Raw genomic sequence first — 3,551 nt, forward strand, 5'->3', positions numbered from 1 at the left:
TCTCCTGTTGATTTGTGCTTTACTCGTTCATCTTGGCTCTTATTGGGAATTGTTTGGACGAGGGGCTGCTTTCTTTGTGTAATATTAGATTCTGCCTCAGCCAATTCTGGAGCTTTTTTTTGTCCCTTGTCATTGAATAAGCTTGCTTGTTTTCCCCTGATATCTGCCTCCCGTTCCAGTGCTGAATTATCATTCACTGCCATCCCCTGCAACTGCATCGTTGGTTGCACTCGCCCTTCTTTCTGCTGTACTACATGCCACGCTTCATGGGGCAAATGCCTTTCCTGTCCTGGTCCGACATGGATATCTGTACCCTGAGTATAGGCCAAGGCATTCAACTGGGCTGGTTTTGATGAATTGTAGTGAACCCGTACATCATCCATTGACATGCCTGAAAGGTTTTCTACACCAGCTTTGAGACCATTGGGCAGGCCAGTATTGTTTGGCGCTTCCACCTCAGCTACCTGCTGCACTGGGGTATCTCCAACATCCGCTACGTTCTGCTGGTGTTCTTTTAGTTGACAGACCCAGTTATGATTTCCCACTGAACCTGCCATCAGCTTTGGCTGCACCACTAGCGGATCTTGGTTGTGGACTGGTATTTCCATCAAGTCCAGTTGAATGCCTGAGCGAGCGCCCGCTGCACTTTCTATTTGAGGTCTCACAGTTTTTGCTGGTAGCTCACGCACCGCACTCCGTTGCAATATCCAGTCATCGGAACCCTTCTTCTGGGAAAACTCGCTGCTTCTGCTAACATCATATTGAAGAGTCATTTTTTATCCTTTGTATCTATAACTAACTGGATATTATTTAATTAATTTTTCGTAAATGGATTGAGCCACCATCTTTCCTAGGTGATCGGGACTAGTTTTCCCCTTTAATTCCAGATCAACTTGCATACCCGGTATCCTATAATCTTGTGCTAGACTATGGGGCAATCCATTTTCTGTCAACAGGCGGGTTAATTCAGTTTCGACAGCAGCTTGCAATACCCGACGCATACTGCGGGGTAAGTCAACACCTTCCCCGATTACTATCTCATTTATTCTCAGATTTACGTTCATTGTTTACAAAATTTATCTCAATTCACCCAGGATTGAGAACTCCCGAAAATCAGCTTCATTTATTAACTTGTCCAGTTTTTTGAACTCCATCCGCGCTGCTCGCATGACAACATCCATTGTCACAGATTTACCTTCTTCTGCTGCCATAAATGCTGCATTCAATGCTATACTGTGTATATTCCCTCCTGTAAAATTAAAGCGACTTAAGCGCTCCCAGTCCAGCATCTCTCTTGGGGTTTCTTTCGGGAATGATTTCTGCCATATTTTGGCACGTTGCTCCACCCCAGGAAAAGGAAAATTAACAATAAATCGTAAACGCCGAAGGAAAGCTCCATCTATGGAATTTTTCTTATTGGTTGCTAGAATGGCCAAACCGCGATAAGCTTCCAGACGCTGTAGTAAATAGTTAATTTCGATATTCGCATACCGGTCGTGGGCGTCTTTAACTTCCGAACGCTTGCCAAACAAGGCATCAGCTTCATCAAAAAACAGAATTGCACCGCCATCTTCCGCTGCATCGAACAGACGACGCAAATTCTTCTCTGTTTCTCCTATATACTTACTCACCACCGTAGCCAAGTCGATCCGATACAGATGCAAGCCCAGATCCTTAGCAATTACTTCTGCGGCCATGGTTTTCCCCGTACCGCTTTCTCCAGCAAATAAAGCACTTATTCCCTTGCCTCTATTCATCCGCTGGTGAAAACCCCACTCTTCATAGACTTTACCTCGCTGTCGCACTTGGTTAGCAATTTGACGTAATAGATTTGTCTCATCTTTTGGTAAGACAATATCCTGCCAACCCGCTTTCACATCTATGCGCTGTGCGAGAGTCTCTAATTTGGGACAGGTTATTTCCAGACAACCATCCCACAGTTGCTTGAACAGGAAATTATCTTCCTGGGGTGGTGGCGAAACCTGTTCAATATCCTGGACTTCGGTTACTTTCTGTGTTTCGGTTACTTTCTCTGTTATCGTATTGGGGATGCCGATTAACTCGAAGCGATCGCGTCCCAGATTAGCACTCGTCGAGTCTATCAAATTTAAATCAGGGACTGTTGGTGCAACCACCTCCTGCTCTACCTTTACCTGTTCCGTATACTCTACAGGTTGGAGATCGGGGGACAACACTTTGCGGACAACTTTCTCAATTTCGGCAATATTTAAGTTAAATTGCCCTACCAGGGGCATGACTAAGTCGCGACTTACAGTTCCTAAAGCCTTCTCCCAGGTTTGTATTTGTTCTCCCGATGTCGGTTTGGTAATATCCCAGCTCAAGCTTTCCCCTTCTAAAGCTGAGGTTTTGTCGTAGATGTCGATAAAAAAGAAGCCATTCCCCCGTGCCAAAAAACGATAGAATGCTGCCATTTGCCCCTGAGTGATATAGTCTTCGCAAGACAGCACGTCTAAATAAAGTGCCACCTGCTCCAGGCGGCTTTCCCGCTCCCACAAGCGAGCTATGGTTTCCAAGACATGACTATCTGTTGGTAGTAGGGCGATCGGCAAGCGATAGAGTTCCAGGCTCAAACACTGGCAAACTTGCCAGGCTACCAGTTGCTTGCTAGCTGTATCCGCTCCCAACAGTTGGATCGCCTTTGGCTGGGGAGCATCTGTGTTATGCTGGAGTTGATTAATTATTCCTTGTACTGCTTTTTGCTGAGAAGGTGGCAGACTGTTTTCCGGTTGGGTGTTGCTGTTTTCCGGTCTTTTCCATGGCAAGACCAGCTTGGCTAGGCGATCGTCTAAGTAATTTAACCCCTTGATATAATTGATAATTTTTTCATCGGCACGTAGCGGACTGGTAATCGAGGGATCGACCCCAGATTGAAGAATTTCAATGAGTTGCCAATAGCGCAGGGGTCTTTCAGGAGAAACGATATCCCAAGCCGGAGCCTCGAAAATCATAAAGGCGAGGTAAAAGGTCGGATAGTTGCGGTTGTTCCCCTGAATTAAACCATATAACTGCGGAATGTTTTGGTTCAATTCCATGGCGACGCACAGCAGCAAGAGGTTTGCTTCAAACTGAGATAACTTCAGTTGGTGTTTGAGTCTTACCAAGGCTGGCGCGGGTTCGACTCTCTCTGCTGCTATCATCGTCTTTTCTGCTGCCGCTAGCTCAGCCGCAGTTGTCCCTTCTCTTTGAGCTTTCTGCTCCAAAAGGAGTACCAACCAAGCCATGGCTGCTTTCAGGTAATAATTGTTGTTTTTTTGGAATTCTTCTATATTATTCATTAGCTATAGCAATTCTACAACTTGTGAGGTACAAATTTCTGGGTTTTAGGGAGCAGGGAGCAGGGAGCAGGGAGCAGGGAGCAGGGAGCAGGGAGTAGGGAGCAGGGAGCAGGGAGTAGGGAAGTGGGAAGACGTAACAGCTATGATAGAAGAGGGTTAAAAAAAAAATCGTGTGTACCTGATTAGACTAAAATCAGCTAGAGAATTTTTCTATTGTTACCTTCTGGTCATCTTTAAACTGAGGTGGCTGTTTTG

General features: G+C 45.6%; 3 protein-coding genes. All 3 read right to left on the reverse strand.

Annotated elements, in window-relative coordinates; genetic code table 11:
* On the reverse strand, positions 1-773 hold a 773-nt coding region (locus F6K52_RS34030; RefSeq protein WP_293089266.1), incomplete at its 3' end, for a DUF4157 domain-containing protein.
* 33 nt (positions 774-806) lie between these two features.
* Positions 807-1,064, reverse strand: a complete 258-nt coding sequence (locus F6K52_RS34035; protein ID WP_293089269.1) for a hypothetical protein — start codon at positions 1,062-1,064, stop codon at positions 807-809.
* A 12-nt stretch (positions 1,065-1,076) separates the two neighbouring features.
* Positions 1,077-3,296, reverse strand: coding sequence for an ATP-binding protein (locus tag F6K52_RS34040; RefSeq protein ID WP_293089272.1), 2,220 nt, complete (start codon positions 3,294-3,296; stop codon positions 1,077-1,079).
* Positions 3,297-3,551 lie beyond the last annotated feature (255 nt).

This window comes from Moorena sp. SIO3H5 (assembly GCF_010692395.1).
Taxonomy (GTDB): Bacteria; Cyanobacteriota; Cyanobacteriia; order Cyanobacteriales; family Coleofasciculaceae; genus Moorena.